Genomic DNA, 26886 nt, shown 5'->3' with positions numbered 1-26886 from the left:
GACTTATTACACTATACCTTGTTTTAGGCAAATGGTATAGAAATGAAGCTCAAAGTTCAAAAAATCGCCGAATTCCATTAAGAGGAAAACAATTTCGGCTGAACGTAATCGGTTCCTTCCCCTTCTCTTTTTGTCTGTGAATTATAAGGCACAATTTTATAAGACGCGCCCGAAAACAAGTTGGCATAAGGGATTTCATAGCTCCCCTTCCCTTCAACCGAATCAAGAAGCGTCTCCTTTCCGTCCTTGTTTACATAAATTCTGTATACAACCCGATCATCCTCTTGGGCGTCCCACTTTAATTCAATAGTAAAGAGCCCCGCTGCTTTAAATGTGTAATCGGCTGTGAGTGTTTTGACCGGCTTCAGCTCAATCGGACTTTCCAGTTCTTTGACGTTTTTAGGCTTTGTGAACACAGCACCGGTTTCTCCTGCCTGTGTCAAAATATCCTTAAACAGCCGCGTCGGGTACGAGCTCCCGGATGTTAAATAATGATTTCGGTCCGTTTTGTCATAGCCCATCCAGACTGCCCCGGTTATTTTCGGCGTATAGCCTGCAAACCAAGCGTCCTTTGTCGCGCCGGAGACGCCTGTATAAGTTGTAGAACCTGTTTTTCCCGCCAGATCGCCGTGATAGATGCCAGACGTGGCCGTTCCTTTTTTGACTACCTGCTGCAGCATTCTCGTCATATTCCAGGACGTCTGTTTGCTGAATACCCGTTTTCCTTCTCCTTTATGATCGGCTATTGTTTCCCCGTCTTCATCTATTATGCTTGAGATAAAGAACGGTTCAGTATACGTCCCATTCGCGGCAAAAGTATGAAACGCGCCGGCAAGCTGAAGCGGTGAAACGCCTTTTTCCAAGCCGCCTAGAGCAAGAGCAAGCCCTTCATCAGGAATATCAATGCCGTTTGCTTTCAAATAAGATTTTCCTGTTTCGACGCCGATCTCATTCAGCGTCCAGACAGCCGGCGCGTTTTTGCTATACGTAATAGCATCAGACATAGTGACTTCGCCCTCATACCGGCTGTCATAGTTTTTCGGTGTATAATCTCCGTAGGACTGCAACTCATCCTTCAATAGAGAATATGGCTTAAATTTCTTTTCCTGCATCGCCGGTCCGTATACTGCGAGCGGCTTAAATGTGGAACCCGGCTGGCGGACAGCTGTGACACGGTTATATCCTTTGGATGTGTAATCCCTTCCGCCGATGGCCGCTTCTACACCGCCTGTCTTGTTATTAATAAAGACCGCGCTGCCCTCGGCATTCTGATCTGTTCCGGGATAATAGCTTCCCTCTTTCATCACCTGATAAGCCGTCTTCTGCAACTTCGAATCAAGCGGCACCTTGATCGTGTATCCGCCTTGAAGAAGCTGCTCTCCGGAAATGGAATACTTGTCTTCTGCCTCTTTGATCACAAGGTCAATGTAACTGTCAAACCAAGGTGTTTCCGACTGTTTCTTCACGTGCAGCCCAAGCGTCCGGCCCTGCGCGGTGACAGCCTCCTTCGCACTGATATAGCCTTGGTCATTCATCATACCTAGAATTGTATCACGCCGCTCCTTACTTTTATCAGGGTGCAAAATCGGAGAGTACGTAGAAGGCGCCTTTGGAATAGCGGCCAAAACAGCGCCTTCAGATACAGTCAAATCTTTTACTTCTTTATTAAAATAATAGTGGGACGCCGCTTGTATGCCGTAGACCCCGTGTCCGAAGTAAAGCTGGTTCAAATACATTTCAAGCAGCTTGTCCTTGCTGTAATCCCGTTCAAGATTGATCGCAATGATGACTTCTTTTGTTTTTCTTAGAAACGTTTTGTCATGTGTCAAAAAAATATTTTTGGCAAGCTGCTGGGTGATTGTGCTTCCGCCTTCCACCTTTCCGCCTGCTAATATATCGCGGTACACTGCCCTTCCGACAGATTTCGCATCAATGCCGTGATGCTCATAGAATCTTTTATCCTCAACAGCGATAAACGCTTCTCTGACTTGCTTGGGAATCTCATTGATCGAAACCGGCTCGCGATTTTCTGTATACAGGCTTGCAACCTCATCGCCGTTTTGATCAACAATTTTTGAAGAGGCATGAAGTATCAGCTTCTTTTCATCTATGACATAATGGCCGAGAAAAATAATTGAAATATATCCTATTAAAGCGAGAAAAGCAGTTAACACTAAAATAATGATAGGTATAAAAAGTTTCTTTTTCTTTATCTTAAACATGAACTCACCTCGCCTTTCTAAGGGTAGTATGGGAAAAATTGTTTGGAATTATGTTCGAAGCACTCGCCAATAGAAACTTATACCATTGTTTTGATATACTAGCAAGCAGGAGGTGGCTGATATGAAGGTTTATATTACATATGGGACAGCCGATTTTTTAAAAAAGATCGTTGAGAAGCATCCCTCAGAGCATATCCTTTTGATGCAGGGGCAGGAAAACGCGATTTTGATTCATGAAACAAACGGAGATACCGTTTTTCAGGCACCACATGCTTATGAAGTCATTGACCAAGTCGGAGAGATCAAGCATCCCGGTTTTGCAGTATTGAACAATATTGCCGTCACGCAGGAAGGGCGACCGCTGTTTGAAAACAGATTTAAAAACAGAGCGGGAAAAGTCGAAAATGAGCCTGGCTTTGAAGCAATTCGAGTGCTCCGTCCGCTTGACAGTGACACCTATGTCATTCTGACATTGTGGGAAACGGAAAGTGCCTTTCAAGACTGGCAGCAGTCCGGTTCTTACAAGGAAGCCCACAAAAAACGTGGCACGTCTGCCGGAATTGACACGACGTCGATCTTCTCCCGGCCTTCGTACGTCACCACATATTTCGCTGTCGAATAGCTGCCGGCATGTCCGGCAGCTTATTTATTGGGAGGAAAGCAAAATGAAGCATCCTTGCCCAGTCTGCGGGTTTAAGGGATTGACGGAACCGCCATATGATCATGAAGGCCATCAATCTCATGAAATCTGCCCGTGCTGCGGTTTTCAGTTCGGATTTGACGAGTACGAGATGCAGCACGAGGATGGTTCATATTTAGAACCTGCGGAAAGCATCATCGCCTACAGAAAACAGTGGCTTGCTGACGGTTCTGTTATGTTTTCTCCTGATTGCTGCCCAGCGCAACAGCAAAAAGTGAAAAGCATGCTTTAACTGAACAGCTGAAACGTATCAATGCTTATCTTCCATCATAACCCAGACTTCTGTCCCGCACCTTCCGCCCGCCTATGAATAATCTGTAGGAAGCGGAAGGAGTGATTAATGATGGAAGTCGGGATTTTGCCTATCCATGTTCTGTACGTGTTGTTTATCGGGGCGATTATCCTATTTATGCTGCTGCGGAAAGATACGACCTTTATTTCCTTATTCGGCATTTTTATCATATCGCTATGGGCCAGCCATTCACTTTCAGCTTCTGTCAGCAGCTTGTTCCACAGCTTTATCTATGCGGCCGGCGAACTGCTGCCCACGATTTTCATCATTTGCTTTATCGTTTCGATGAGTGATTTATTAACAAAAACAGGGATAAATGAAACGATGATTTCTCCCTTTACAAGCCTTGTGAAAGGGCCCGTGACTGCCTACTGGCTGATTGGAGGCCTGATGTTCGCCATTTCTCTCTTCTTCTGGCCTTCTCCGGGTGTCGCTTTGATCGGCGCCGTCCTGCTCCCGGCAGCCGCACGCGCCGGTTTGACACCTCTTGCAGCAGCCATGGCCATGAACTTATTCGGACATGGTTTTGCCCTGTCAGGAGACTTTGTCATTCAGGCGGCGCCAAAGCTGACTGCGGATGCAGCAGGCATTCCAGTGGGTGATGTCGTCTCGGCCAGCATTCCGCTTGTGCTGATTATGGGTGTGACAACAACAACCGCTGCCTTTATCATGATTCAGCGCGAGCACAGAAAACAGGAGCATCCCGCTTCTTTTTCCCCCGTTTTTTCCGGCGAACAAGACAACTCACTGTACTTGCCAAAACGCATGCGGTCCATTCTGGCTTTTTTGATTCCGCTTGTCTTTCTTGCTGATATTGCCTGCATGCTCTTGTTTAACCTGCAGGGAAATGATGCAACCGCGTTAATTGGCGGGTCTGCGATTTGTATCCTCCTAACCGTTCATTTTCTCGTGTATAAGCATAAAGGGCTTGAAAAAATCACCGGCTATTTTATTGACGGGTTTAAGTTCGGTTTTAAGGTTTTCGGCCCCGTCATCCCGATTGCCGCTTTCTTTTATCTTGGGGACTCAGGCTATGAAAGCATAATAGGCGTTTCACTCCCTAAAGGTTCCCACGGCATTGTTAACGATCTCGGCATTGCTTTATCCCATATGATGCCTATGTCAAAAGAGCTTGCCGCCGCTGCATTAACTGCCGCTGGAGCCATAACGGGCCTCGACGGCTCAGGATTTTCAGGCATTTCTCTCGCCGGCTCCATTGCAAAGCTCTTTTCGTCCGCTCTCCATGCCGACCCCGCCGTCCTGACCGCACTCGGACAAATCTCCGCCATTTGGGTGGGCGGAGGCACACTTGTCCCATGGGCGTTGATTCCCGCTGCGGCCATTTGCAAAGTTGATCCATTTGAATTAGCCAGAAAAAACTTCATTCCCGTCGCGATTGGCCTTTTCGTGACAACAATCGCAGCCGTGATGATGCTTTAAAACAGCGTAAGTTGAAGTTTTCAGAATTTTCCTATACAATCATGGAAAAGCATAGAAAAGGGGGAAGCGGCTTTGTCCATATCCACACTGCAGAAAGAGATAAACAAACAGCTCGACAGCTGTTTTGAAGAAATGATTGAAATCAGGCGCCATTTCCATATGTATCCTGAGCTCTCGTTTCAAGAAGAAAAAACCGCCGCATTTATTGCTTCCTATTATGAATCGCTAGGAGTCCCAATCCGCACGAATGTCGGCGGCAGAGGAATTTTAGCATATATAGAAGGAAGCGAACCAGGTCCTACAGTCGCTTTGCGGGCTGACTTTGACGCTCTCCCCATTCAAGATGAAAAAGACGTCCCTTACGCCTCCAAAGTGCCCGGTGTCATGCACGCATGCGGCCACGACGGCCATACGGCAGCTCTTCTCGCAGTCGCCAAGGTTCTTCACCAAAACAGACATGAGCTGAAGGGAACTTTTGTGATGATCCACCAGCATGCGGAAGAATATTATCCAGGAGGCGCAAAGCCAATGATTGATGACGGCTGTCTCGAAAACGTGGATGTGATATTCGGCACTCATCTTTGGGCAACCGAACCGCTCGGAACCATTCTTTGCCGCCCCGGCGCCGTAATGGCAGCGGCGGACCGATTTACGATTAAAGTCCTTGGAAAGGGCGGCCACGGTGCTCATCCGCATGATACAAAAGACGCCGTCCTGATCGGTTCACAAATCGTTTCCTCTTTGCAGCACATTGTCAGCCGCAAGGTCAATCCCATTCAATCCGCCGTCATTTCGACAGGCTCCTTTATCGCAGACAATCCATTTAATGTCATCGCAGACCAAGCAGTACTCATCGGTACAGCACGTTCCTTTGATGAAAATGTCCGGGACATTCTGGAAAAAGAAATTGAAGCGGTTGTAAAAGGAGTATGCAGTATGCACAGCGCGTCCTATGAGTACAACTATGAACGGGGCTATCCGGCGGTTGTGAACCATCCTGCAGAAACGAGCCACTTGGCCAGCATCGCCAAAAACATAGAGGGTGTTCAGCAGGTCATTGCCGGTGAACCGCAAATGGGCGGCGAGGATTTTGCTTATTACTTACAAAACGTGAAAGGCACTTTTTTCTTTACAGGTGCCGCTCTTGAACAGCCAGAGCGGGTCTATTCCCATCACCATCCGAAATTTGATATTAATGAAAAAGCAATGCTGACAGCAGCCAAGGTCCTTGCAGGCGCCGCAATCACCTATCATAAGCTATAAAAAAACAGCCGGGAATGTTTATTCTCCGGCTGTTTCCTTTATTATCCTCAGATGAAAAACGTGTCTTGCCGTCTCACCAAGCTGAGCCAGCAGTTTATAATTGGCAATCCCGCCGACTGCCGCTCCTACGCCCGGCAAAAGCTGAAAAAACTTCACGACGTCGATATAATCGCGATATTCCTGCTGGAACACTCTCCAGTCGATGCTCTTTTTCTCCGTCTCCCAATTTTCGATGACAGAAAAAAGCGATTTTCGGCCATCATCACTCGAAAACGCAAGCTGAAACACGAGCAGCAGGAACATTCTTTCTTGTGCATCCTTCACATCAAAGCCATATATTGAGGATAAAGTAAATAAACACCTCATCTTAATAGAAAGCAGCAGCGGGAAATCGGCAATGCCTAAAAATATGCCGCCTGCTCCAGTGCCGACTCCCTCAGCAGCCGCCACCTTCTGATAAGAAGCAATCGTTTTTTTCGCCAGTTCGTTCTTTTCACTTAGCGAAAGTGTGCTTGTATCCTTCTTATAGGTAATAATATTGGAGCCCGCCATTGTCGCTTCTACCATTTTTCTTACACTCTCGGTGACGACCGTATGGATTTTTTCAGGAATCCGTTCATTCACCTTCGTCTGGACACGCTTCGAAAAGCGTTCAAACATGGAATCCTTTCGCAAAAAATGCATTTTCCATTCCAAAGCTTCCTGCATCAGCAGCTGATTATCTGTCATTTGATTACCTCTTTTCAGTTCACAGCTTTCCGTGCTTTTTCAGCCTGGTTGTCATATAAGCAGGCAAAACAACAAAAATCAGAACGGCAGAACCGATCAGCGCGTAAACAAAACCGGTCAAGCCGGCTGCATAGGCAGATGCAGCAGACATCAGCAGCGCTTGAACACTAAGTGCAGTTTTTAATAGAGAGAAATAGCTTTTCAGCTTCGTTTCTTTTTTCACAGGGTACAGCTCTTGAAGCGCCAGATGGTCAAAGTGGCCGAAGAGCGGCAGAAGCTGAATGCCCGTAATGAAAATGGCAAACACAGTCAAAACCCCTGCAATCAGCGGGCTGGCTGAAACATACATGATGATCAGCGCGAAAATGATCGTTAACCTGACGAGAATGCCCAAATAATCACTCGAACGCAAAAAGGCGCGGGTGAACATATAGGCAAATGTTTTGCGCTGTTCAAACGGCACGAGCCGCAGCAAAAAGTCAAGATACGCTCTGCGTTTCGCTTGCTTTCGTAAATGCGGCACATCAGTGAACAGGTTGGCAATCCGATAGAAACGCTGCTTGCGTCTCAATTCGGACTCGATATGACTCTCCCATTTAAACGTTTTCCGTTTTGCTGCCGAAGACATATACAGATAAAGAGCAGCCATAATGACATAGACAAGAAGCGCATACATATAAACAGATTGCAAAACAAAATAAAGAACGAGCGTATTCGCCGCAAAGCGAATAATGACATCCATCCGCTTCATGCTGCGGTCGTTTTGGAAGGTCATGCGCCATTCCATCACCTGATTCCACGCTTTCAGCAGCAAAAGCTGGACAAAGACCGCGGCATACGAAACGAGTGAAGCCCCCGGGGTGACTGCAAAATAAAGCGGCATCGCAACGATGCTCAGTGCAATCAGCGGAAACAGCTGAGACACATAGCTGTAGACAAACGCCTGCTTCAAGTAAGGCTCCATTTTTGATTCAAGAGGCAATAAGAAAACAAGGTCAGCCTCCTTCAAAAGCGTCCGCACATAAGAGCTTGTCAACACGAGCGAAAACAGCACGGCCATCACCCAAAAGGATGGAAAGTGAGCGGGGATGTCCCGTATCCATTTGCTGTACCAGCTTGCAGCGCCCGCTAGAAAAAAGATCAAAACAATGACGAGGTGATCGTTGAGCATATATTTCATGTATGTTCTTGTTTCTTTGATATGCTCCTGCAGCCGCGACTGCCAAATATCAAGCATATTATTCATGGCCAGCGTCTTCCTTTGTAAGCTCAAGATACAAATCGTCCAGCGCCGCGTCTTTCATTCCAAACTGCTCTCTGAGCTCTGACAGCGTGCCGCGCGCCCGCACCTCGCCGTTATGTAAAATAATAAACGAATCACAATAGCGTTCTGCCGTTGCCAAAATGTGCGTTGACATCAGCACGCTCGCCCCGCCTTTTTTCGCTTCATTCATCCGCTCAAGCAGCGCGTTAATGGCAAGCGGATCAAGCCCCAGAAAAGGCTCATCAATAATGTAGAGCGCAGGCTCTGCCAAAAATGCACACATAATCATAACCTTCTGCTTCATTCCTTTGGAAAAATGGGCCGGGAACCACTTCAATCTCTTTTCCATTCGGAATTCCTTTAAAAGCGGAGGCAGCCTTTTCTCCATCGTTTCTTTTGACAGGCCATATGCCATGGCTGTCAATTCAAGATGCTCCATCAAAGTCAGTTCTTCATATAAAACAGGTGTTTCTGGTATATAGGTGAATTGTGAACGGTAGCCTTCCGGATCCTCAGCAAAGGTTTTACCGTTTAATTCGATTGAACCTTTATGCGGGTCCATCAGCCCGATGATGTGTCTGATTGTTGTACTTTTGCCAGCACCATTCAGCCCGATTAAGCCGACTATTTGATTTGGTTCTAGGGTGAATGATACGTTTTTTAAAACCGGATTTCTTGTATATCCGCCGGTTAAGTCATTTACCGATAGCAGAGACATAGTTTCTCCCCTTATAGTGTTTTTCTTCATAGTACCAAAAACAAGGCTTGATTTGAAACAATTCCCTTTTAACAAATGATGAATTTGCTGTCATAAAGAGACAGGGTTCTGGACATCATAATAGTCGTAGAGGAAAAGCATATCAACTGAAATGAGGTGTTTGTCAAAGACGTCTTAGAAACAGTTGGATAGAAAATAAACATGTCCAATGCTCAAACCATTTCTCTTCACTGAATTGATGAATTCTTCATGTATGAAGCAAATTGTCAAATGAGGTGTTTATCGCAGGAATCGTTAGGCATTAAACAAGTCTTCATTTTATTAACAAATGAGGTGCTTACCAAAGGCATAACACATTTTCTTCATATAAGCTCTTCCTCTGCATTCAGGGTGAACGCTCGCCGTTCATCCTGTTTTCTATTTTCTGCATTTCTGTGGTACGATGAGTGTATACATATTAAACAATTTCATAAGGAGGAACCCTCATGCATTGTGCAGAGAATTGTATCTTTTGTAAAATTATCGCCGGCGACATTCCATCCGCGAAGGTGTATGAAGATGAACATGTACTTGCCTTTCTTGATATCAGCCAAGTAACAAAAGGCCATACGCTTGTCATTCCGAAAACACATATTGAGAATGTGTATGAATTTACAGATGAATTAGCAAAACAATATTTCCATGCTGTTCCGAAAATCGCCCGCGCTATCCGGGATGAATTTGAACCGATCGGCTTAAATACGCTGAACAATAACGGAGAAAAAGCTGGACAATCTGTGTTCCACTACCATATGCATATTATCCCCCGCTATGGAAAAGGAGATGGATTCGGAGCGGTTTGGAAAACGCATGCTGATGATTATAAACCGGAGGATCTGCAGAATATCTCTTCCTCTATCGCAAAACGCCTGGCCTCATCATAAGATGAGGTTATTTTATTTGTGAACATTTCGCAAACATCCGTCAATTTCTTTTGATAATTCTAATTTTTTATCAAAAAACTGAATTTTTGTGATAGGATAATTGTATTATTTTATACATTAACGTGGAAAACAGGGAGAGATCATGATGGAACGTACAACGAATTTTAACGCAGGTCCTGCAGCGCTGCCATTGGAAGTTCTGCAAAAAGCACAGAAAGAATTTATTGATTTTAACGAATCCGGCATGTCTGTTATGGAGCTTTCCCACCGCAGCAAAGAGTATGAAGCGGTGCACCAAAAAGCGAAAAACCTCTTAATCGAACTGATGGGCATTCCGGAAGATTACGATATTTTGTTTCTTCAAGGCGGGGCGAGCCTTCAATTCTCAATGCTTCCGATGAACTTTTTAACACCTGAAAAAACCGCGCATTTTGTCATGACAGGTGCTTGGTCTGAAAAAGCACTGGCAGAGACGAAACTGTTCGGGAACACGTCTATCTCCGCTACAAGTGAAACAGACAATTACAGCTATATTCCGGAGATTGACCTTACGGATGTAAAAGACGGCGCATATTTACACATCACATCCAACAATACGATTTTCGGCACTCAGTGGCAGGAGTTCCCGAATTCCCCAATTCCGCTCGTCGCCGACATGTCCAGCGACATTTTGAGCAGAAAAATCGATGTGTCCAAATTTGACGTGATCTACGGAGGCGCCCAAAAGAACCTCGGCCCTTCCGGCGTGACTGTAGTTATCATGAAAAAAAGCTGGCTGCAAAATGAAAATGCGAACGTCCCAAAAATCTTGAAATATTCCACGCATGTCAAAGCGGATTCACTCTACAACACTCCGCCGACATTTGCGATTTATATGCTGAGCCTTGTTCTGGAGTGGCTGAAGGAAAACGGCGGTGTGGAAGCCGCTGAACAGCGCAATGAACAAAAAGCGCAGGTTCTCTACAGCTGTATTGATGAAAGCAACGGATTCTATAAAGGACATGCCAGAAAGGACAGCCGCTCACGCATGAATGTGACCTTCACGCTTCGGGATGACGAATTAACGAAAACATTCGTTCAAAAAGCAAAAGATGCGAAGATGGTCGGCCTTGGCGGACACCGTTCAGTGGGAGGCTGCCGCGCTTCTATTTATAACGCGGTGTCTCTCGAAGACTGTGAAAAACTAGCGGCGTTCATGAAGAAATTCCAGCAGGAAAATGAGTAAAAAGTCTGGCTATGCAAACCGTTCGTTTGGTATACTGTTTGCATAACACATTCTTATAAAGCCTTCGCAATAAATGATGAGCATATTATTGGAGGGCAAAAGCTTAGCAGAGGAGAGCATAGATATGAAAACAAAAGAGTTAGTCATTATGGCTCTGTTTGCCGCAATCGGCGCAGCGCTTCATTCCATTATTCCGCCCTTTTTAGGCGGCATGAAACCAGATATGATGCTGATCATGATGTTCATGGGCATTCTGCTGTTCCCCCGGGTGCAAAACGTACTCGTCATCGGGATCGTGACCGGAATCATTTCCGCGCTTACAACCGCATTTCCAGCCGGACAGATCCCTAACATCATCGACAAACCCGTATCAGCGTTTCTGTTCTTCTCCCTGTTTCTCTTGTTCAGAAAGAGCCGGAAAACAGGTGCAGCCGCTGTGCTGACAGTAATCGGGACCATCTTATCGGGAATTGTGTTTCTATCTTCAGCTTTATTGATCGTCGGTTTGCCTGGCGGTTTCGCCGCATTGTTCGCAGCCGTTGTTCTGCCGGCCGCTGTGCTGAATACAATCTCAATGATCATTATTTATCCGATTGTGCAAACCATTTTAAGACGTTCGAGCTTTATGGAAGCTGCTAAATAATTGTCACACAAAACCTCTTCCGCTTCCGGGAGAGGTTTTTTTAAAACAGAGCGCCCGCAGCATGTCAGCATGTTTTAAGCGAGGAGTTTTGTGAAAAAGATAAGACATAGTGTAAAGGCGGTTCCGGTTGAACAAACAAGCGCTTTTTGCCGGATCACCTTCTTGGGCGGATAAGAAGCAGCCTGGCTGAGAAGTCTGATATAGTAAACAGCGCCTGTAGCGAAGGCAAGGGTGATGCAGGATAACACAATCAAAAAGACAGACAACCTTCTCCCTCCTTTTCACTTAAAAAATATGCTAAAATAAAGCAAGCTATGTATAGAAGTTCAGGCTTTCAACAAAAATGAAAAATGCTGAATGAATCCTATTTTGAAGAAAAAGACGGGGTGATTGTAATGGCGAGCGGACGTTCTCTATTAACAGGACTATTCGTAGGCGGCATTATCGGAGGAGCAGCGGTTCTTCTTACTGCACCTTCCTCAGGAAAGCAGCTGCGTGAAAAAATGAAGACCAATTATGATTCTTTAGAAGAAACGATCAAACGCTTAAAATCAGACGGGCTTGCGTTAAAAGACCAGTTGATCAAGGCGGCAAAAGAAAGCACAGATGTGATTAAAGACGTAGGCGGCGAGCTCCAAACGTCAATTAAAAAATGGCAGGAAGAGATCAAGCCTCACCAGCAGGATCTGCAAAAAGAAATTGCTGATATTGAAGAGAAAATCAGACAGCTGGAGAAAACCTTACAAAACTAATATCCTATTCAAAAGAAAAAAATGCGGGCCGAAATTGGACCCGTATTTTTTTTAGGCCAATAAACCCTTCCGCCACAATGGTTTGTGAATTTATTAAAAAATTCTTACATTTTCATCTTTATTAATCTTTATTTTATTGGCATAATAGAGAAAAAGAAAAAGAGAAGCAGGTGACGTAATGAATCGAGTGGAACCGCCCTATGATGTGAAAGAAGCTCTGGTCTTCACCCAGAAAATGGCTCAGCTTAGCAAGGCTCTTTGGAAATCGATCGAGAAGGATTGGCAGCAATGGCTCAAACCGTATGACCTGAATATTAATGAGCATCATATTTTATGGATTGCGTATCAATTGAATGGAGCTTCCATTTCTGAAATCGCAAAATTCGGGGTCATGCACGTATCAACCGCATTCAACTTTTCAAAAAAGCTGGAAGAACGGGGATATTTAAGATTCTCCAAACGGCTGAACGATAAACGGAACACATACGTCCAATTGACTGAGGAAGGCACCGAGGTATTCTGGAGCTTGCTTGAGGAATTTGATCCGACACGCAACGCTGTTTTTAAAGGGTCACAGCCTCTGTACCATTTATTCGGAAAATTCCCTGAAGTGGCAGAAATGATGTGTATGATACGCCATATCTACGGCGATGATTTTATGGAAATTTTCGAAACGTCACTCACCAATATTGACAATGACTTTGAAAGCGTAAACGGAAAACTGAAGAAAAAAGCAAAGGACAGTACGGCGGATGAACCGGCAGAAGAGCTCGAACCTGTAAACAGTTAATCAAAATGCTTCATGATGTCGATAAAGACTTCCATCAGCTCTTGGTAAAGCCCCTGCTCGTACAGGGCAAAAATCGTTTCATGAACATCTAACTTTTCATTCAGCTGTCCGGCAAAAAGCGCAAGGAGCTTATCAAAGGTTACAAATCCTTGCGCTTTTTGTGTTGCCAGCTCTTCCGACAATTCATCGCATATCCCCATAACCTTTTCCCCTTCTTCCTTGCTCAGCCCTTTATCAATGAGAAGCGCATAGAAGGGGTACCTGTCCATATCTACTGTTTTCACTAATAATTGTATGTAATATTCTAATCGCTCAATGCGATGATCCATCGAATCCATCCACACCACTTCTTTCTATCTTTAATCTTATTTTAGCTGATAATTCACTGAGAAGAAAGTTCTAACCCCATATTTCGCAGTTTGTTTGCTTGTTTCAAAAAAATACCTGCCGGATGATATTTTTTCTTAAAAAAGCATTGATTTTTTCTCTTGGGAGGAGTAAATTATTTTGAGATTCTACTCAAGATGTATGGAAGGATGACTTTGATGAATTGCTGGAAGACCATAAATCTCATGAAGGATTATGGCGCCGTTCGCATAATATTAACTGCTGTATGTTTTATGATTTTGGTTTTTATCTCTACCTTTTTAGCTTTTGAGCTGCTGCGGCCTGGCACAAGCTTAAGCGATGAATATGTACCTTTATTCGGCGGTTTGCTCGTCGTTATTTTATTTGTACATAAAGTCATCCATGTCCTGCCAATCATCTGCAAAAAAAGAAAAATAGAAAAAAAGTTTTACATATTGCGCATGCGCACATGGAAACGAATACCAAAAACAACAATGCTGATTTCATTGGTAAGTCCGTTCTTGCTGATTACACCGGTATTGTTTTACGCCGCACTGGCGTTTCCGAATCACGCTCATTATTTCTGCATGATCTCGGGCATTCACGCCGGCTACTGTCTGCCTGACTTCCTGCTGGCCCTCAAGCTGATAAAAGCGCCGAAAACCGCTTTTATTGATCAGGAAGCAGACGGCTTGGATATTCTTGTTGAAAAGTAGCCACCCCCTGGTGCTGGCAGCGATTTTTCAATTTACATTCTATCTTTTTTAATAAATATTTGGTAATGTAATATGGGACAGTTCAGAGAGAGGGGGAATCTCCCATCATTTTATTCTATTTTATCGTGGCTGCCGTGTTTATTTTATATTTCATAAACAGGCTCACCAATACATTATGCCTTGTCAGAGAGATTCCTGAAGAGCGGCAAGATAAGGTATTCCGATTTATTAATGTATCTATATTAATTTTACTGATCTCTTCGTTTGTGGAGATCTCCTTTACAGTGTAAAAACGAAAGAAAGCATAGCTGCGATTGGGCAGCTATGCTTTTTTATGTTGATTAGTACAGCCAAGAAGCGCCGATGATAATCAATAAAATAAATAACACAACCAATAAAGCGAATCCGCCTGCAAAAACTTCACCCATCTTAAAAAGCACCTCCTGTAAAAAACTTTATTTACCAATTACATGTTATGCAATTCATGTTTGAAACGATTAGGCGCTAGTGAAAATAAAGGATCGCTTATGTTGCAAGCGATCCCCGGGCTGCTTAGTAGATGTAAGCTGCACCTACGATGATAAGCAAAATGAACAGTACTACAAGCAACGCGAACCCGTTAGAGTATCCTCCGCTCATGTTACATACCTCCTTTTCTTGATCAATATATAAGTATGCCATCAGCAAAAGTTTGACTAGACGAATGCCCTTTATTTAAAATCTTTTTACAGAAAGCCACAATATGTTATGATACGCATAGGTAATTTAATTTGGAATGATTAGGAGTGTTTGAAAACCATGAAAAAAATCGCAATAGCAGCTATCACTGCTACAAGCATCCTCGCTCTCAGTGCTTGCAGCAGCGGCGACAAAGAAGTCATCGCAAAAACAGACGCAGGCGATGTAACTAAAGGCGAGCTTTACACAAACATGAAGAAAACTGCTGGCGCAAGCGTCCTGACACAGCTGGTGCAAGAAAAAGTGTTGGACAAGAAGTATAAAGTTTCGGATAAAGAAATTGACAACAAGCTGAAAGAATACAAAACGCAGCTTGGGGATCAATATACTGCCCTCGAAAAGCAATATGGCAAGGATTACCTTAAAGAACAAGTAAAATATGAATTGCTGACACAAAAAGCGGCTAAAGATAACATCAAAGTAACAGACGATGAAATTAAAGAATACTGGGAAGGCTTAAAAGGCCAGATTCGCGCAAGCCATATCCTTGTCGCTGACAAAAAGACAGCTGAAGAAGTAGAGAAAAAGCTGAAAAAAGGCGAGAAATTTGATGCCCTTGCGAAGGAATACTCTACAGACACAGGCTCAGCTTCAAAAGGTGGCGAACTTGGCTGGATTTCAAAAGATAACGAACAACTGGATTCCACATTCAGAAAAGCTGCATTCAAGTTGAAAACAAACGAAGTCAGCGATCCTGTGAAAACACAATTTGGCTACCATATCATTAAAAAGACCGAAGAACGCGGCAAATACGATGATATGAAAAAAGAACTGAAATCTGAAGTGCTTGAACAAAAACTAAATGACAGCAATGCCGTTCAGGAAGCTGTTCAAAAAGTCATGAAGAAGGCTGACATCGAAGTAAAAGATAAAGATCTGAAAGACACATTTAATACATCTTCAACAAGCAACAGCACTTCTTCATCTTCAAGCAGTTCTAAGTAATAAAAAAGCTGTGCAGGCTCATTGAGCCGCACAGCTTTTTTTATGCGATGGAATGGTTTTGATTTTCTTCTTCATGCTGCTGAGAACTGCGGCGTTCTCGCTCCTTTTCCATCCTCTCCATATAAATCTGCCCTTCTTTTTCAATAAAAGCCTGGTCTACTTTTTCTTCCTCTTTAGCTGCCGCCACAAGTTTATATGCGCTGAAAATGATGCCTACAATACAAAGATACACCCACCATGGAAAAAATAACACGGGCTCCTCCCCCTTTTGCATAAATTCTTTATTCTTAACCATATGCGGGAATGAGACGAGTTATGAGCGGGAAAGACGCATCAAAAAGGACTGAGCTGAATATGTCAGCATCAGTCCTTTTTAAGTTATTTATGAAATGTCGGTTTATAAAAGGAACGGTTTTCCAGCGCAAATACACGTTCAGTATACTCGCCCGGCTTCACGCGCTCAAGCGCTCTGTCCATCATATTCATTTTTGCATCCAGGTTGTCTATATAGTGAAGAATTTCCGCTTCTTTCACCATCGGCGGTTTCGGACTGCCCCATTCCGCTTTGCCATGGTGACTCAAAATCAAGTGCTGAAGAATTAACACCTCTTCAGAATCGATTTGAAGCTCCTCAGCCGCTTTTGAAAGCTCTGTCACCATAATCGAAATATGGCCGAGCAAATTGCCTTCAACCGTGTATGAAGTGGAAACAGGGCCGGACAGCTCCTTCACTTTTCCAAGATCATGCAGAATAACACCGGCATAAAGCAGATCACGATCAAGAGACGGATATAAATCTGCTATTGATTTTGCCAAGTTCAGCATAGAGACAACATGATACGCCAAACCTGAGACAAACTCGTGGTGGTTTTTCGTAGCCGCCGGATAATCCATAAATTCAGCTTCATGTTTTTTCACTAAAAACCTTGTGATTCGCTGGATATTCGGATTTTTCATTTCAAATATATATTGAGTGATGGTATCCATCATTTCATTTTTCGGAATCGGTGCAGTTTCTAGAAAATCATCAATATTGACGTTTTCATTTTCGCTTACTGGTCTGATATTTCTTAGCTTCAGCTGGGTGCGGCCGCGATAATGGTGAACATCGCCGACAACCTTGACAATCGTCTGCGGCGCATAGGTCACTTCATCACTTTGCTTGGCATCCCACAGCTTTGCTTCAATATCGCCTGACTGGTCTTGCAGCATCAGCGTCAAAAACGGTTTTCCATTGCTTGCAATCCCTTTCGTCGAGGATTTAATCAATAGATACTGGTCCACCTGTTCGCCAACCTCATGTAGCATAATCCCTTTAGCCATTCTATTAAAGCTCCCTCCGTATCTTACATAATACCAGTATATCACATACCGATTTTCAGCTATAGAACCTCTTTTATGACACCAAATGGATAGTTTGGCTGCTATGAAATGCATCCTTCACATGGTCATGGCATGTAAAATACAAAATCTGCCTTCCGCCTTCGGTTAAATCATACAGAACATGTAATACACGTTTCAGCCTTTCCTGATCAAAATGAACAAAGCTGTCGTCAAGCTGAAACGGAAGCTTTGACCCATCCTGGCGCGTAACAGCCAGAGCAAATCGGATCGCTGTATACAGCTGTTCACACGTCCCTTGTGACAGCTCTTCCGCATGATAGACAGTTCCATCGCGATGCATAACCATGATCGAATCATCCGTTTCGGAAAAATAAATGGTTTGGTAGCTTCCGTCAGTCAGGGGGCGGAAGAATTCTCCTGCTGTCTCCAGAAGGCGCGGAAGCTCAACCTTTTTATGCCGCTCCAATTTGTTTTTGATCACTTGTTTGACCATTTGTATGGAGGCCCATTTTTTAGCCGTTTCTTTCACACGTTCTTTTTGCATTTCGGTTTGAAGCTTGAGATCTGACACCAATCCCGAAGCCTCTAATTGTTCCTGTTTGACTAAGAGCAGTGCGATTTGGCTGCGGAGCTGCTCGATCTCCTCAGTCAGCCGCTCTTTTCTTTCATTCTCGATGACTTGCTTGTTTTTCAATTCAGAAAGCGTATTGGAATCCGCCAGTTCAAGCTCCTCTGGGTGCCCGCCTTGAAGCTGTGCGTTTACGTGATAAAGCTTGTTCTCCGTATCCTTCAATTGCCTGCTGATGTCGGCTGTGGCAAAAAACGCATCTCTGTCTTTTGCAGCAGCCGCGGCAAATAACTGTTCGATCTGTACGTGAAAATACTGTATTTCTTGCTCAAGCTCAAGCATCTGTTCCTTTGTATAATGAATATCTGTTTCAATTTCCTTTTTTTGCTTCTCAATTTCTTTTTCACGCTCAATGTTTTTCCGCAATGTGTGAAGGGCGTCCGAGATGGAGATGTCCTGACTATGAGGATGCAGCATGCTGATGCGTTCTTCGAATGTTCTCCGGTGCTTTTTCAGCCTGCCTGCTTCAATAGTCAGCTCATGCTTTTTCCTCACTTCTTTTTTGACATCCTTCATTAAGCTGTATGCATCAAGCAAAAACGATGGATCTTCGTTAAATCCGAGCTCATTCATAAAACGCTCGACCTGTGTTAAGGACGGGGCCATATCGGCTTCCCACTGTTCAAACTGCTGGATGACCCTTTCATACGCCGCCTCTTTTTGCTGAAGCGCTGCTCGCTGCGTGAGAAGATGCTGTTTATTGCGGTCGTCCTCCCATAACGCTTCTCTCAGCTTTTCAGCTTCTGCTGGTGAAATATCCGTCATTGGCTGTCTTGTCTCCCGGCTGTTTCGAGAAGACGTTTTTTTTCCTGATAAAAGCCAATACACAATAAGTGCAGCGCCGATACTGATGGCGGGAATCACCTGCTGCAGCAGAAAAAAGAGAACGATGAAGAACATACCAGCTGCAATGACAGCCTTTCTCTGTTTAGCCTGCTGTCTTTCAAAAAACGTTAGCTGCTCTCTCAGCTGTGCTTGCTCTTGGTGCTGCCCTTGTGTTTCATCATATGCGCTAAGTGCCGCTTCTTTATCTTTTCTTTGGCTGTCTTCAAGAATGGCGGACGAAGCGGCATGAACGGCTTTTTCTGCGTCTTCCAGCTCTTGCCGGGCAAGTTCAAACGTCTCGTCAAGCTGCCGTTTTCTGTCTCTTGCCTGTACATATTGCTGCACGGCTTGCTGAAGCTGCCATTCATAATCATATGACGTGTTCATATTCAGAAGCTCATTTTCATCCGTTTTATTTAGCTGTTCGAGACCTGCCGCTGTCTGTGCAGACGACTGGCGCAGCTGTGCCTGAATGGCGGCCAGCTGTTCTCCCCATGATTGGTACACATGAAATGATGCCGAAAGCTCTTGTATCAGCGTTTCTTTCGCCAATAGTTCTTTATCTGGGGTAAGCTTTTGCCTCTGTTTGTCCAGCTCTGCCATCTTCACCCGAAGCGCCTCAAGCTGTGCGGATTTCGGGTGAAGGTGGGATTCATATTTTTCCAGCTGGTGCAGTGCGTCAGCCGGAAATTGTCCTGCATGTTCCGGAAATTCCGCAATCACCTGTTCGAGTGTCGCTTTTTCATTCAACAGCGGCTTTCGCTCAATCGCTCCCTCTATCATTCGGATATGCTCCGCCGTCTCTTTCAATTCGGTTTCCGCGGCTGCAAGGCGGGCTTCAAACGTTCGTTTTTCCTCAAGAAGCTGATGATAGCCCGCTTCCTCTGCTTCAGCCTGTTTTAGCTTCACTGCCAGCTGCTTAAGCGTTTCCAGCTCCTGATTCAATTGAGGGTTTCGCCCGTTTGGTTTATAGAGCCTTTCGCTTTCCTTCGTCAGCCTTGAATCAAGCTTTGATACGGCTTCAGCTCCAAACAAGCTGGAGAATAGCAAAAATTCCCCTATCTTGTCCCGGTTAAAAGCATGAATTTCCTGCAACCCGAATACATCAAACGAATAAATGGCTTTGTACAACGACCTGTCTGTGCCCTGGAACAGTCGCTTTAAAACATCTCCATCCTTTACTTCGCCCTTTTCTGTATACACTCTTAACTTTTCGGCAGTCCCTTTCGTCCGTTCGATCTTCAGCACCCCATACTCAGGATGTTCAGCTTCAAGAATACCACCGTAGACACCGCCTGATTTCGGTTCATATTTTTTCGTTCTCGGAAAACCGAACAGCATGCTTTCAATAAATGACATCATCGTCGTTTTTCCTGCCTCATTTAATCCGTAGATAACTTGGACAGGAGAGGCGGAAAAATGAAAGGTTCGATTAGAAAATTTTCCATATTGGTAGATGTGTAAAGATATAATTCGCAAAGCTGTCACCGCCTCATGGTTCAAGCACCTTAAGCTGCTTTTTCAATAAAATTTGTGCCTGTTCTTTTATTTCCTTTACTTCCTCTTGGCTAAACCGGTCTGCGTGCCTTCTATACACTGGATGCCGCTCAAGTCCTTCCAGCACGTCTGACAGATCGCTGCGATCTATGTCTTCAAATAAACCGCCAAAAAAAGGATCAAGATTTGTTACGTTAGCTTCGTTTTCTGTCTCATCATCCAATGCAAGAGGCCAAACGAACAGTTCCTCCTCCGCTTCTTGCTCCTGAAGCGTTTCAAGAAACTCTTCCAAGGTGCCTTTTGGCGCCTTCAGCAGCCATTCTGGCGCAGTTCCTTGTAAAACAAGCCTTACACAAACAGGGCTCCCCTTTTTTCGCAGCTTCGAAAACGTGTCCTCCACCATTTGGAAGAGAACAGTCATATTCTTTGCCTCCGTCACATCTACCGCTGCTTTTTCCCACAGGACATCATGAGCTCTCTGAAATTCATAAGATATTTCTCCGTTTGTCACATGAACGAGATAATAGCCTTTTTCTCCCGTCTCCTTCATATGGCGTGCTTGCGTGTTTCCCGGGTAAATGACTGCCGGGTGCTCGGCAGATAGAACCTGGCGTTTATGTATATGGCCAAGCGCCCAATAATCCATCCCGCTCTTCACGAGGTCGTCATGTGTAAACGGGCAATACGGATCGTGTCCTTCAGATCCAGACAGCGTGCCGTGGAGCATACCGATATGAAACGGTGCGTCAGTTGATCTCCGATAGCGGGCGGCTTGGTTTTCCGTCACGGCTCTGGCCTGATAGCTGAATCCGTAAATGCTCGCTATACGCCTGCCTTCTTTAAAAAACGATTTTTCTTCTGGAACAGCTGACGAAAAAATATGGACATTCTCAGGCCATTCAATCGGCGTCCACTCCCCGCCAAGATGATCGTGATTCCCAAAGATGACGTACACCGAAATTCCGCACTCTCTGAGTCTTTCAAACTGCTTTTTCAAAAAGAGCTGAGCCTTTAAGCTTCGATTGGCTTCGTCAAACAGATCCCCCGCCAGCAAAATGAAATCAACGTTTTCTCTCATTGCGGCGTTTATTATATGTCTCACGCTTGCAAACGTGCTTTCTTTAATCCGGGCAAAAATCGGCTCCGGCAACTGCGATATCCCGTAAAACGGGCTGTCAAGATGAAGATCTGCCGCATGAATAAAGGTTAGATCAGTCAACATTCTGCTCCTTTCCAGGATGAAGTACCCTTATTTTAGCACCGAATTCTTGCGAATGCACGTTCTGTCAATAAAGAAACAGCCTGAGAATCCCCAGGCTGTTTTCCAATCAGTTTTTCGCTAAACGAAGCGCTTGTTTGATCGCTTTGAACGCGCTTGAATTGCTGTAAATCAATACACCGCCTTTATAAATTCTGGCGCCGATAACGGCCAGTATGACAATGGTGAGCAGTGTGATTCCGATTCCGGCTGCCGCCTGCCAGAATGGAATATCAAGCATGCCGACGCGCAAGAACATAATCATTGGCGTAAAGAACGGAATAAACGAAGTTACCGTAATAAATCCTGCGTCAGGCGCATTCAATCCGAACATCGCGATCATAAAACCCGCGACAACCAAAAGCGTCATCGGCGTGATCGCTTGCTGCACATCTTCTATTCTGCTGACAACGCTGCCGAGAAACGCGGCGAGTGTCGCGTATAAAAAGTATCCGAGCAAAAAGAAAATGACAGCATAGATGACAGTCGTTGCTGATACGTCAGTCAGATTAAGGAATCCGCCGACAGATGATGCCGTTTCGCTCTTTTGGTTCAGCTTAAGAGACAGAGAGCCGGCTCCGATAATGATAGCAAGCTGTGTGATCCCGACAAGCCCGATACCGAGCAGCTTTGCAAACATTTGCTGGATCGGCGGCATGCTTGAGATCAGGATTTCCATGACCCGCGAAGATTTTTCAGTTGCGACCTCCATCGCAATCATGCTGGCATACATAATCACTGAAAAATAAATGACAAACAGCATAATGTAAACAAGCCCTACCGTCTGGCCAAGCTCTTCCTCAGACTTCGCTCCTTCTTTCAGCGCCTTCTGCCCCACAGTAACGGGCGCATAAAGGCTGCTGATCGTTTCCTGCGACACGCCGAGCTCCGCCGTTCCGACAGCCGTTTTGGTTTGCGTCAGCGCCTGCTGCAGCGTTTGATACGTGCTTTCATCAGAAATCGTTAACGCTTTATATGTTCCTGAAATGGTCCCTTTTTCATCTCGTTTGATGATGAGCATGCCATCGAACGCTTCATCTTTGACTTGCTTTGTGACCTCATCCTCCGATTGCTTCGACAGCTTCACCTCAAGATCGCCGTCTGTATCCACCGCTTTCAGCTGCTTTGAAAAAATCGGATATAATTCGTTTGTTTCATCAATAACAGCGATTTTTTCTTTCGCGTCTTCACCTTGAAACAAAGAAATGATCGACTCCAGATTCGTTACAGCTAAAACAAGCAGCACCGTGATGACAGTCGAAATAATAAAGGATTTTGCCATAATCTTATTTTTGTATGTATGAGAGAGCATGATCCAAAATTTATTCATAGACGGCCCCCACCTTTTCTATAAAAATATCATGCAGTGACGGCTCTTCAAGCTCAAACTTTCTGATAAACCCTTTTCCCTGAAGCATCGCAAAAATCTCTTGAGAGATGTCTTCATTGGCGATCTGCAGCTTGACGCCGTCGGCCGTTTCCTTCCATTGAAGAATACCCTCATGAGACTGCAAAAATCGCAGATCGTCATCGGAGTGGATGGTAACATTCTTTTTACCGAAGGAGCGCTTTATCTCCTTCAGCTTGCCTTGCACGACCGGTCTTCCTTTCTGCAATATGCAAAGGTTCTCACAGAGCTCCTCCACATGTTCCATCCGATGGCTTGAAAATAAAATAGAAACGCCGCTGTTTTTCAGCGAGATCACAGCCTCTTTTAACAGCTCAACATTGACAGGGTCCAGGCCGCTGAAAGGTTCATCAAGAATCAGCAGCTCCGGCTTATGCAAAACTGCCGAAATGAATTGGATTTTCTGCTGATTCCCCTTTGAAAGCTCTTCCACCTTCTTATTCTCGTAATCTGTAATATTGAAGCGTTCAAGCCATGTCCCAAGCTCTTTTACAGCCTCCCGCTTCTCCATCCCTTTTAATCTGGCGAGATAGACAAGCTGATCCTTTACCTTCATTTTCGGATAAAGACCCCGCTCTTCCGGCAAATAACCGATTTTGTTGCTGATATGATAATTCACAGGACGGCCCTTCCAGCTGATTGAGCCCTCCGTAATGCTTAATAATCCTAGGATCATGCGAAACGTCGTCGTTTTTCCCGCTCCGTTTGCGCCTAACAGACCGAACATTTGCTGTTCCGGAATATCTAAGTCCAATCCGTCAACAGCTTTGTAATCTCCGAATGTCTTCGTTACGTGATCAATTGTAAGCACCGAATCTCCTCCTTCCCTGACCCATTATATACTAATTTTGGATGAAACATAATAGAGGATTTTCATTTCCTGGTTAGAATATAAATGAAGAAAGACTGATAAATCATGAAAAATGGAGGAGAAACCTGATGGCTGATTATTTCCTAACTGTTTTTGATCCTTCGGGGAACACACTGGTAAACGAGCGATTCGAGGCGGAAAATGAAGAAGCGGCTAAAACGCATGGTGAAGTTATCTTAAAAGAAAAAGAGCTTCACAGTCATACTCATCGTTTAGTCAATGCAGCCGGAAAGCTGATTTTGTTTCACAGATGATCAGCTTTCCGGCTGATCTGTTACGCTTGAAACTTCGGTTCCCGTTTCTCTAAAAAGGCACGGATTCCTTCTTGATGATCCTTGGTCATTCTCATTTTCTCTTGGGCGCTGCGCTCAAGAGAAAGCACCTTTTTCAGTTCTTCAAGATGTAGGCTTTGAAAGATGCCTTTCGTTTCGATCATCGCCAAAAGAGGTGAAGCCAACAGGGTTTCGATAATGGGTCTTGCACCTTCGGCAGGATCTCCGGTAAATGTTCCATCTAGAAGCCCCATATCGGCAGCTTCAGAGGAAGATAGTTTTTTCCCGCTCCAAATCAGCTTTTTCGCTTTTGCTTCGCCGATTCTTTTCTTCAGCAAATAATGTCCGCCGCCGTCCGGAACAAGCCCAATGCCAATAAAATTCATCGCGAGAACGGCGTTTTTTTCAGCGAGCACAATGTCCGCACAAAGCGCCAAACTCAGGCCCAGCCCCGCAGCAGCACCGTGAATGGCTGCAATTGTCACTTTCTTCATCTGGTATAACTTCAGGGTGACAGCCTCAATCGTATCCATCAGTCGTTTAAATTGATCAGGTTCATGCTCTGACGTCATCATCCTGATATCACCGCCGGCGGAAAAGCCTTTCCCGCTTCCTCTCAGGAGAACAATGAGCGCCTCGCTTGCAGCCGCCATTTCGACTGCCTCCTTCAATTCAGCCAGCATCTGTTCATTCAGGGCGTGATGGGCATCAGGGCGATTCAAGATAATCTCCGCAACAGCCCCATCACATTCATATTGAATAAACTTCATATGAAGCACCTCCATGTATACGCTTTCTTTTTTCTTTCTCCTATACATTCCCCGTCATCCCCAAATAAACCTTCATATTTTTCAAGGTCAATAGATACTGAAAAAATGCATATTGTTTGAATGAACACATAAAGTTTTATATAGTGAAAAAGAAGGGATATCTTGATGGGAAAGGAGGAAAGAAACATGGATAAATTGCTGATCAGTTTTCTGTTAAGTTTATTTATGGTGTACTTTCCCCCTTCGGACGTGGTTCTGCCTTCCCAGCTTGAAGCAAGCTCTGACAGCTATGTGCCTATGTCTTCATATCCGCAGGAAACACAATCGGCAAAAACACCGTCGCCGGGCAGCGTGCACCCTGCTGAGCTGATCAACGCGTACAGCCCGCTGTCGCACTCTATCAGGCAGCTCTCTGTCAAGCCCCTTGACGAACCGCTGATAAACAGGCTGGAAAAAGCTTTTGCCGCCCCTGTCAAATACCAGTCTAATTACCTCCGAATATAATTTGCTCAAGTTTTATTTGTAACTCACCCCATCTTGCCAACACGACATTCGGAGGGATTTTCATTGAATATTAAAGAAAACGATCTGCCGGGCATCGGCAAAAAGTTTGAAATCGAAACGAGAAACCGCGAAAAAATGACCATAATCATTCATGATGACGGAAGAAGGGAAATTTACCGGTTTAATGACCGGGACCCGGATGAGCTCCTCTCAAATATTTCATTGGATGATTCTGAGGCAAGGCAAATTGCAGCTATTCTTGGAGGCATGGTCTATAAACCGCAAGCTCTGGAGTCCATCGAAATGGCCTTCAGCGACCTTATTATTGAATGGTTTAAGGTCGAAAAAGGCGCCAAATCGATCGGGCGCACACTCGGAGAGCTTGATGTCCGCCAGAACTACGATGTCACTGTGATTGCCATCATCAAACACAATCAGGAAAAGCTCCTAAATCCCGGAGCCGATTCGGTTATTGAAGAAAATGACACCCTTGTCCTCTCAGGTGAGAGAAAGCATCTGAAGAAACTGATTCACGATTTTCTTTCTGGAGAGGGCGTGTGAGCGCCGATGGACCATCTTGTATTTGAAGTCGGAACTGCACTTGTGCTTGTCGCAATCGCCAGTGTGATCGCCAACAAAATTAAATTTTCAATTATTCCATTTCTGATTGTGCTGGGCATGCTGGTTGGGCCGCACGCGCCGAAAATGGGAATTATTGACCTTACATTTATTGAAAGCAGTGAAATCATTGAGTTTTTCGGGCGAATGGGCGTACTGTTCCTCCTCTTCTATCTCGGGATCGAATTCTCCGTCGGGAAATTAATCAAATCAGGAAAATCAATCGCGGTCGGCGGAACGATTTATATATTGATTAACTTCACCCTCGGGCTGCTTTACGGGTTTATCACCGGGTTTTCCTTTCTGGAAGTCCTCGTCCTCGCAGGCGTCATCACAATCTCGTCAAGTGCGATTGTCGCAAAAGTGCTCGTTGATTTAAAAAGAACCGCCAATCCCGAGACCGAACTGATTCTCGGCATCATTATGTTTGAAGATATTTTCCTTGCCGTATATCTGTCGGTTGTTTCCGGCCTTGTGCTAGGTGATGCGACATCCGTAGGGAGTGCGCTCTTGTCCATTTTGATCGCCTTCGGTTATATGCTGCTGTTTTTTATCGCAGCCAGAAAACTCCCGCCGCTGTTGAATAAACTGTTGGACATTCGCTCAAATGAAGTGTTTATTATCGTCATTTTCGCAGCGCTCTTTTTTATCGCCGGGTTTTCAGAGACGATCCATGTAGCGGAAGCCATCGGCGCGCTGTTGCTCGGTTTGGTCTTTTCAGAAACAGAGCATTCCGATAGGATTGAGCACCTTGTCATTCCGTTCCGCGACTTCTTCGGTGCGATGTTCTTTTTCAGCTTCGGCCTCAGCATTGATCCGTTTTCGCTCGGTGAAGCGGTTTGGCTTGCGTTAGGTGCAGTGATTTTGACCATTGTGGGAAACTTTATCGCCGGAATGGTCGCAGGACGACGCGCAGGGCTTTCTCATAAGGCTTCATCCAATATCGGGCTGACGATCGTATCACGGGGAGAATTTTCGATTATCGTTGCCAATCTTGGGATAGCCGGCGGACTGTCAGCCACATTAAAGCCGTTTGCCGCATTATATGTCCTCATTCTAGCCATTTTGGGACCGCTCGTAACAAAGGAATCAAAACAGATTTACCGCTTGCTGAACAAGGTATTTAAATGGAAGCCTGATGTTCAGCCCGCAAAAAAACAGGGATAAAAAAAGCAGCACTGTG

Annotated in this window: 30 protein-coding genes and 1 pseudogene; 16 read left to right on the top strand and 15 right to left on the bottom strand. The window is 44.8% G+C overall.

From position 1 onward, the window contains the following. Positions 1 to 77: 77 nt before the first annotated feature. Positions 78 to 2222 carry a transglycosylase domain-containing protein gene (locus ACQXR1_RS16640; RefSeq protein ID WP_071582285.1) on the bottom strand — a complete coding sequence of 715 codons (2145 nt, stop codon included), beginning with the start codon at positions 2220 to 2222 and terminating at the stop codon, positions 78 to 80. Between the two features lie 121 nt (positions 2223 to 2343). On the opposite strand from ACQXR1_RS16640, the gene hmoB reads away from it, so the two are divergent. The 4 genes and pseudogenes from hmoB to sndC all read left to right on the top strand — a co-directional run bounded on the left by hmoB (position 2344) and on the right by sndC (position 5917). Continuing rightward, on the top strand, positions 2344 to 2844 hold the full coding sequence (hmoB, locus tag ACQXR1_RS16635; RefSeq protein ID WP_014663410.1) for a heme-degrading oxygenase HmoB: 501 nt from the start codon (positions 2344 to 2346) through the stop codon (positions 2842 to 2844). A 43-nt stretch (positions 2845 to 2887) separates the two neighbouring features. Next, positions 2888 to 3195, top strand: a pseudogene (locus tag ACQXR1_RS16630) (hypothetical protein). Positions 3196 to 3262: 67 nt separating this feature from the next. Then, the gene (locus ACQXR1_RS16625; protein ID WP_430772520.1) at positions 3263 to 4654 is read left to right on the top strand and encodes a hypothetical protein; all 1392 of its coding nucleotides are present in this window, start codon (positions 3263 to 3265) and stop codon (positions 4652 to 4654) included. 72 nt (positions 4655 to 4726) lie between these two features. After that, positions 4727 to 5917 carry an N-acetyl amino acid acetylase SndC gene (sndC, locus tag ACQXR1_RS16620; RefSeq protein ID WP_430772519.1) on the top strand — a complete coding sequence of 397 codons (1191 nt, stop codon included), beginning with the start codon at positions 4727 to 4729 and terminating at the stop codon, positions 5915 to 5917. An 18-nt stretch (positions 5918 to 5935) separates the two neighbouring features. Here the strand turns inward: sndC and ACQXR1_RS16615 are convergent, their stop codons facing one another. Genes ACQXR1_RS16615 through ecsA form a run of 3 tightly spaced genes read right to left on the bottom strand, consistent with a single transcriptional unit; the run spans position 5936 to position 8628 of the window. Beyond that, positions 5936 to 6646 (bottom strand): EcsC family protein, encoded by a 711-nt coding sequence (locus tag ACQXR1_RS16615; protein ID WP_430772518.1) that lies wholly within the window; start codon positions 6644 to 6646, stop codon positions 5936 to 5938. A 19-nt stretch (positions 6647 to 6665) separates the two neighbouring features. Further along, positions 6666 to 7892, bottom strand: a complete 1227-nt coding sequence (gene ecsB / locus ACQXR1_RS16610) for an ABC transporter permease EcsB (RefSeq protein ID WP_430772517.1) — start codon at positions 7890 to 7892, stop codon at positions 6666 to 6668. Further along, the gene (gene ecsA / locus ACQXR1_RS16605; RefSeq protein WP_014663403.1) at positions 7885 to 8628 is read right to left on the bottom strand and encodes an ABC transporter ATP-binding protein EcsA; all 744 of its coding nucleotides are present in this window, start codon (positions 8626 to 8628) and stop codon (positions 7885 to 7887) included. Before ecsA ends, ecsB begins: the two co-directional genes overlap by 8 nt. Positions 8629 to 9113: 485 nt before the next feature. Here ecsA and ACQXR1_RS16600 point away from each other — a divergent pair, with 485 nt between their 5' ends. The 3 genes from ACQXR1_RS16600 to trpP all read left to right on the top strand — a co-directional run bounded on the left by ACQXR1_RS16600 (position 9114) and on the right by trpP (position 11419). Continuing rightward, positions 9114 to 9551: an HIT family protein gene (locus tag ACQXR1_RS16600; protein WP_003233231.1), complete on the top strand. Its 438-nt coding sequence runs from the start codon at positions 9114 to 9116 to the stop codon at positions 9549 to 9551. A gap of 145 nt (positions 9552 to 9696) precedes the next feature. Next, positions 9697 to 10776, top strand: coding sequence for a 3-phosphoserine/phosphohydroxythreonine transaminase (gene serC, locus ACQXR1_RS16595; RefSeq protein WP_041521287.1), 1080 nt, complete (start codon positions 9697 to 9699; stop codon positions 10774 to 10776). Between the two features lie 124 nt (positions 10777 to 10900). After that, on the top strand, positions 10901 to 11419 hold the full coding sequence (gene trpP / locus ACQXR1_RS16590; RefSeq protein ID WP_003233236.1) for a tryptophan transporter TrpP: 519 nt from the start codon (positions 10901 to 10903) through the stop codon (positions 11417 to 11419). 74 nt (positions 11420 to 11493) lie between these two features. On the opposite strand, the gene ACQXR1_RS16585 is transcribed toward trpP, so the two are convergent. Next, the gene (locus ACQXR1_RS16585; RefSeq protein WP_014663400.1) at positions 11494 to 11685 is read right to left on the bottom strand and encodes a hypothetical protein; all 192 of its coding nucleotides are present in this window, start codon (positions 11683 to 11685) and stop codon (positions 11494 to 11496) included. Between the two features lie 129 nt (positions 11686 to 11814). On the opposite strand from ACQXR1_RS16585, the gene ACQXR1_RS16580 reads away from it, so the two are divergent. Together ACQXR1_RS16580 and ACQXR1_RS16575 are read left to right on the top strand one after the other, a co-directional pair. Further along, positions 11815 to 12171 carry a YtxH domain-containing protein gene (locus ACQXR1_RS16580; RefSeq protein WP_040083814.1) on the top strand — a complete coding sequence of 119 codons (357 nt, stop codon included), beginning with the start codon at positions 11815 to 11817 and terminating at the stop codon, positions 12169 to 12171. 178 nt (positions 12172 to 12349) lie between these two features. Beyond that, positions 12350 to 12961, top strand: a complete 612-nt coding sequence (locus ACQXR1_RS16575) for an HTH-type transcriptional regulator Hpr (protein ID WP_014663398.1) — start codon at positions 12350 to 12352, stop codon at positions 12959 to 12961. Here ACQXR1_RS16575 and ACQXR1_RS16570 read toward each other — a convergent pair. Next, complete coding sequence (locus ACQXR1_RS16570; protein ID WP_251198996.1) at positions 12958 to 13299, bottom strand: YhaI family protein; 342 nt, start codon at positions 13297 to 13299, stop codon at positions 12958 to 12960. The genes ACQXR1_RS16575 and ACQXR1_RS16570 overlap by 4 nt on opposite strands. 207 nt (positions 13300 to 13506) lie before the next feature. Here ACQXR1_RS16570 and ACQXR1_RS16565 point away from each other — a divergent pair, with 207 nt between their 5' ends. After that, positions 13507 to 14025 carry a DUF3267 domain-containing protein gene (locus ACQXR1_RS16565; RefSeq protein ID WP_040083567.1) on the top strand — a complete coding sequence of 173 codons (519 nt, stop codon included), beginning with the start codon at positions 13507 to 13509 and terminating at the stop codon, positions 14023 to 14025. Between the two features lie 107 nt (positions 14026 to 14132). Next, the gene (locus ACQXR1_RS16560) at positions 14133 to 14315 is read left to right on the top strand and encodes a hypothetical protein (protein WP_024571667.1); all 183 of its coding nucleotides are present in this window, start codon (positions 14133 to 14135) and stop codon (positions 14313 to 14315) included. Positions 14316 to 14366: 51 nt separating this feature from the next. On the opposite strand, the gene yhzE2 is transcribed toward ACQXR1_RS16560, so the two are convergent. Together yhzE2 and yhzE1 are read right to left on the bottom strand one after the other, a co-directional pair. Next, on the bottom strand, positions 14367 to 14453 hold the full coding sequence (gene yhzE2, locus ACQXR1_RS16555; RefSeq protein WP_003155248.1) for a sporulation protein YhzE2: 87 nt from the start codon (positions 14451 to 14453) through the stop codon (positions 14367 to 14369). Between the two features lie 124 nt (positions 14454 to 14577). After that, complete coding sequence (gene yhzE1, locus ACQXR1_RS16550; protein ID WP_003327753.1) at positions 14578 to 14664, bottom strand: sporulation protein YhzE1; 87 nt, start codon at positions 14662 to 14664, stop codon at positions 14578 to 14580. 159 nt (positions 14665 to 14823) lie between these two features. Here yhzE1 and ACQXR1_RS16545 point away from each other — a divergent pair, with 159 nt between their 5' ends. Continuing rightward, entirely contained in the window at positions 14824 to 15708 is an 885-nt protein-coding gene (locus tag ACQXR1_RS16545; protein WP_069149300.1) for a peptidylprolyl isomerase, read from the top strand. 40 nt (positions 15709 to 15748) lie between these two features. Here ACQXR1_RS16545 and yhaL read toward each other — a convergent pair whose 3' ends face one another. The 6 genes from yhaL to ACQXR1_RS16515 form a co-directional block, all read right to left on the bottom strand. After that, complete coding sequence (gene yhaL, locus ACQXR1_RS16540) at positions 15749 to 15961, bottom strand: sporulation protein YhaL (protein WP_003233252.1); 213 nt, start codon at positions 15959 to 15961, stop codon at positions 15749 to 15751. Positions 15962 to 16086: 125 nt separating this feature from the next. After that, the gene (yhaM, locus tag ACQXR1_RS16535; RefSeq protein ID WP_069149299.1) at positions 16087 to 17031 is read right to left on the bottom strand and encodes a 3'-5' exoribonuclease YhaM; all 945 of its coding nucleotides are present in this window, start codon (positions 17029 to 17031) and stop codon (positions 16087 to 16089) included. Positions 17032 to 17104: 73 nt separating this feature from the next. Then, the gene (gene sbcE, locus ACQXR1_RS16530; RefSeq protein WP_430772584.1) at positions 17105 to 19993 is read right to left on the bottom strand and encodes a DNA repair/recombination ATPase SbcE; all 2889 of its coding nucleotides are present in this window, start codon (positions 19991 to 19993) and stop codon (positions 17105 to 17107) included. Between the two features lie 4 nt (positions 19994 to 19997). Next, complete coding sequence (locus ACQXR1_RS16525) at positions 19998 to 21224, bottom strand: metallophosphoesterase family protein (protein WP_430772516.1); 1227 nt, start codon at positions 21222 to 21224, stop codon at positions 19998 to 20000. Positions 21225 to 21330: 106 nt separating this feature from the next. Beyond that, positions 21331 to 22590, bottom strand: coding sequence for an ABC transporter permease (locus ACQXR1_RS16520; RefSeq protein WP_430772515.1), 1260 nt, complete (start codon positions 22588 to 22590; stop codon positions 21331 to 21333). Next, complete coding sequence (locus ACQXR1_RS16515; RefSeq protein ID WP_040083572.1) at positions 22583 to 23479, bottom strand: ABC transporter ATP-binding protein; 897 nt, start codon at positions 23477 to 23479, stop codon at positions 22583 to 22585. The genes ACQXR1_RS16520 and ACQXR1_RS16515 overlap by 8 nt, the downstream gene beginning before the upstream one ends. Positions 23480 to 23607: 128 nt before the next feature. Between ACQXR1_RS16515 and ACQXR1_RS16510 the strand changes: the two genes are divergently transcribed. Continuing rightward, complete coding sequence (locus tag ACQXR1_RS16510; protein ID WP_014663389.1) at positions 23608 to 23793, top strand: YhzD family protein; 186 nt, start codon at positions 23608 to 23610, stop codon at positions 23791 to 23793. Positions 23794 to 23813: 20 nt separating this feature from the next. Here the strand turns inward: ACQXR1_RS16510 and ACQXR1_RS16505 are convergent, their stop codons facing one another. Continuing rightward, a complete protein-coding gene (locus ACQXR1_RS16505) occupies positions 23814 to 24581 on the bottom strand; it encodes an enoyl-CoA hydratase (RefSeq protein WP_430772514.1) in 768 nt (255 codons plus the stop codon). Between the two features lie 165 nt (positions 24582 to 24746). On the opposite strand from ACQXR1_RS16505, the gene ACQXR1_RS16500 reads away from it, so the two are divergent. The 3 genes from ACQXR1_RS16500 (at position 24747) to khtU (ending at position 26870) form a co-directional block, all read left to right on the top strand. Beyond that, on the top strand, positions 24747 to 25085 hold the full coding sequence (locus ACQXR1_RS16500) for a hypothetical protein (protein WP_014663387.1): 339 nt from the start codon (positions 24747 to 24749) through the stop codon (positions 25083 to 25085). A gap of 63 nt (positions 25086 to 25148) precedes the next feature. Further along, positions 25149 to 25646, top strand: a complete 498-nt coding sequence (gene khtT / locus ACQXR1_RS16495) for a K(+)/H(+) antiporter subunit KhtT (RefSeq protein ID WP_430772513.1) — start codon at positions 25149 to 25151, stop codon at positions 25644 to 25646. Positions 25647 to 25652: 6 nt separating this feature from the next. Beyond that, the gene (gene khtU, locus ACQXR1_RS16490) at positions 25653 to 26870 is read left to right on the top strand and encodes a K(+)/H(+) antiporter subunit KhtU (protein WP_430772512.1); all 1218 of its coding nucleotides are present in this window, start codon (positions 25653 to 25655) and stop codon (positions 26868 to 26870) included. The last annotated feature ends 16 nt before the right edge of the window (positions 26871 to 26886 follow it).

This window comes from Bacillus sp. ATD, from assembly GCF_050585765.1.
Lineage (GTDB): Bacteria > Bacillota > Bacilli > Bacillales > Bacillaceae > Bacillus > Bacillus stercoris.
The sequence above is the reverse complement of the archived record's forward strand: the minus strand, read 5'-3'. Positions and strand labels throughout refer to the sequence as shown.

What these genes read in the sequence shown, in the direction of transcription:
- ACQXR1_RS16640 (WP_071582285.1), bottom strand. Translation starts at nt 2,222, where the DNA reads ATGTTTAAGATAAAGAAAAAGAAACTTTTTATACCTATCATTATTTTA.
- hmoB (WP_014663410.1), top strand. Translation starts at nt 2,344, where the DNA reads ATGAAGGTTTATATTACATATGGGACAGCCGATTTTTTAAAAAAGATC.
- ACQXR1_RS16625 (WP_430772520.1), top strand. Translation starts at nt 3,263, where the DNA reads ATGATGGAAGTCGGGATTTTGCCTATCCATGTTCTGTACGTGTTGTTT.
- ACQXR1_RS16615 (WP_430772518.1), bottom strand. Translation starts at nt 6,646, where the DNA reads ATGACAGATAATCAGCTGCTGATGCAGGAAGCTTTGGAATGGAAAATG.
- ecsB (WP_430772517.1), bottom strand. Translation starts at nt 7,892, where the DNA reads ATGAATAATATGCTTGATATTTGGCAGTCGCGGCTGCAGGAGCATATC.
- ecsA (WP_014663403.1), bottom strand. Translation starts at nt 8,628, where the DNA reads ATGTCTCTGCTATCGGTAAATGACTTAACCGGCGGATATACAAGAAAT.
- ACQXR1_RS16600 (WP_003233231.1), top strand. Translation starts at nt 9,114, where the DNA reads ATGCATTGTGCAGAGAATTGTATCTTTTGTAAAATTATCGCCGGCGAC.
- serC (WP_041521287.1), top strand. Translation starts at nt 9,697, where the DNA reads ATGGAACGTACAACGAATTTTAACGCAGGTCCTGCAGCGCTGCCATTG.
- trpP (WP_003233236.1), top strand. Translation starts at nt 10,901, where the DNA reads ATGAAAACAAAAGAGTTAGTCATTATGGCTCTGTTTGCCGCAATCGGC.
- ACQXR1_RS16580 (WP_040083814.1), top strand. Translation starts at nt 11,815, where the DNA reads ATGGCGAGCGGACGTTCTCTATTAACAGGACTATTCGTAGGCGGCATT.
- ACQXR1_RS16575 (WP_014663398.1), top strand. Translation starts at nt 12,350, where the DNA reads ATGAATCGAGTGGAACCGCCCTATGATGTGAAAGAAGCTCTGGTCTTC.
- ACQXR1_RS16570 (WP_251198996.1), bottom strand. Translation starts at nt 13,299, where the DNA reads ATGGATTCGATGGATCATCGCATTGAGCGATTAGAATATTACATACAA.
- ACQXR1_RS16565 (WP_040083567.1), top strand. Translation starts at nt 13,507, where the DNA reads ATGAATTGCTGGAAGACCATAAATCTCATGAAGGATTATGGCGCCGTT.
- yhzE2 (WP_003155248.1), bottom strand. Translation starts at nt 14,453, where the DNA reads ATGGGTGAAGTTTTTGCAGGCGGATTCGCTTTATTGGTTGTGTTATTT.
- yhzE1 (WP_003327753.1), bottom strand. Translation starts at nt 14,664, where the DNA reads ATGAGCGGAGGATACTCTAACGGGTTCGCGTTGCTTGTAGTACTGTTC.
- ACQXR1_RS16545 (WP_069149300.1), top strand. Translation starts at nt 14,824, where the DNA reads ATGAAAAAAATCGCAATAGCAGCTATCACTGCTACAAGCATCCTCGCT.
- yhaM (WP_069149299.1), bottom strand. Translation starts at nt 17,031, where the DNA reads ATGGCTAAAGGGATTATGCTACATGAGGTTGGCGAACAGGTGGACCAG.
- ACQXR1_RS16525 (WP_430772516.1), bottom strand. Translation starts at nt 21,224, where the DNA reads ATGTTGACTGATCTAACCTTTATTCATGCGGCAGATCTTCATCTTGAC.
- ACQXR1_RS16520 (WP_430772515.1), bottom strand. Translation starts at nt 22,590, where the DNA reads ATGAATAAATTTTGGATCATGCTCTCTCATACATACAAAAATAAGATT.
- ACQXR1_RS16510 (WP_014663389.1), top strand. Translation starts at nt 23,608, where the DNA reads ATGGCTGATTATTTCCTAACTGTTTTTGATCCTTCGGGGAACACACTG.
- ACQXR1_RS16505 (WP_430772514.1), bottom strand. Translation starts at nt 24,581, where the DNA reads ATGAAGTTTATTCAATATGAATGTGATGGGGCTGTTGCGGAGATTATC.
- ACQXR1_RS16500 (WP_014663387.1), top strand. Translation starts at nt 24,747, where the DNA reads ATGGGAAAGGAGGAAAGAAACATGGATAAATTGCTGATCAGTTTTCTG.
- khtU (WP_430772512.1), top strand. Translation starts at nt 25,653, where the DNA reads ATGGACCATCTTGTATTTGAAGTCGGAACTGCACTTGTGCTTGTCGCA.